Annotated in this window: 1 protein-coding gene and 1 pseudogene; both read right to left on the bottom strand. The window is 69.3% G+C overall.

What is annotated here, in order from left to right; all coding sequences use genetic code 11:
* Positions 1-526, bottom strand: a pseudogene (locus ACWFRB_RS15270) (protease); the annotation flags it as partial.
* 238 nt (positions 527-764) lie between these two features.
* Positions 765-1,174: S1 family peptidase (locus ACWFRB_RS15265; RefSeq protein ID WP_452641985.1), on the bottom strand; the 410-nt coding region annotated here is incomplete at its 5' end.

Here is a 1,174-nt window from a genome sequence, read left to right as displayed (position 1 = left end):
GCTGCAGGCCCTGCCCCTCCGCGGTGTCCTTGACCTCCAGCGCGATGTCGTTGCGGACGGCATCGATCTTGGCGCCGTTGATCTGGCCGGACAGCGGCGCGGGGAGCTGCCGGGCCCAGCCGTTGACCTGGCCGAGCATCTCGCGCAGGGCGTTCTCGCTGCGCGACTGGTCCTTGACCCGGTAGCTGGCGGCCTCCACCGCGGTGCGGGCGGCTGCCTTGTCCGGTCCGTCGGCCAGGCCGACCAGCGGGATGCCTGCCGCATCGAGCCAGGCGCCGGCGAAGGCGGCGGGGAACTTACCGCGCAGCGTGTCGGCGAATGTCGCCAGTTCGCGCCCGGCCTCCGCCTGTGCGAGGTACTGGGCCGGGCTGAGCCCGAGGTCGCGTTGGACCGCGGCCACCAGGCCCGCGGGCAACGCGGGTGCCGGTGCGGTGGGTGCCGCCTGGGCGAGGGTCGCGCACGGCGCGGCCAGAAGCAGTGCCGCGGTGCCGATCATCGCGGCACGGCGGGCTCGGGTACTTCGCATGGGGACCTTTCGGTGTGAGCGTTGCCCGTATGGCCAAAGGCGTTGGGGCCGGGTCGGTCGCGGGAACTGTAGGGGTGATGCCCGCCGCTGGCCACCGATAATTGATGGGATGAATGCGCGGGGCTCGGCGGCACGCGTCGGGGGCCCGGAGCTGCGGGGCGGGGCGTCACCCCGCAAGCGATGGGGGCCTCGGACGCGAAAGTTCGTGTCCGAGACCCCCTTCGGGGATTCTGTGCGCCTAGTTGGTGCGGATCTTCAGGCCGGGGTTGTCCGCGAGGATCGAGTTGATCGGTGAGGAGATGTGTCGGTTTCCGGTACCCGAGCAGCCGCTGCCGCCGTTCGTGATGCCCAGCGCCTTGGTGCCGGTCAGTACGGGCCCACCGCTGTCACCAGATATCACACATACGTTCGTGATGAAGGCGTTGTTCACTGTGGCGACCGATCCGATCTTCTGCCACTGGTTGATCCATTTGATGGTGCCGCAGTTGTAGCCGGTCTTTTGGCCGGACTTGCACACCGGCGCCCCCACCACGGGGTCGGCGGTGCCGGTGATCGGTACCGGGTCCGAGCCGGGGGCGCGAACGAAGTTGTTCTCGAAGAGCGTGGCGGCGTTGTCGGCGATCTTGATCACCGAGTAGTCGAGGCCAT

The organism is Rhodococcus sp. NPDC055112, assembly GCF_053607505.1.
The sequence above is the reverse complement of the archived record's forward strand: the minus strand, read 5'-3'. Positions and strand labels throughout refer to the sequence as shown.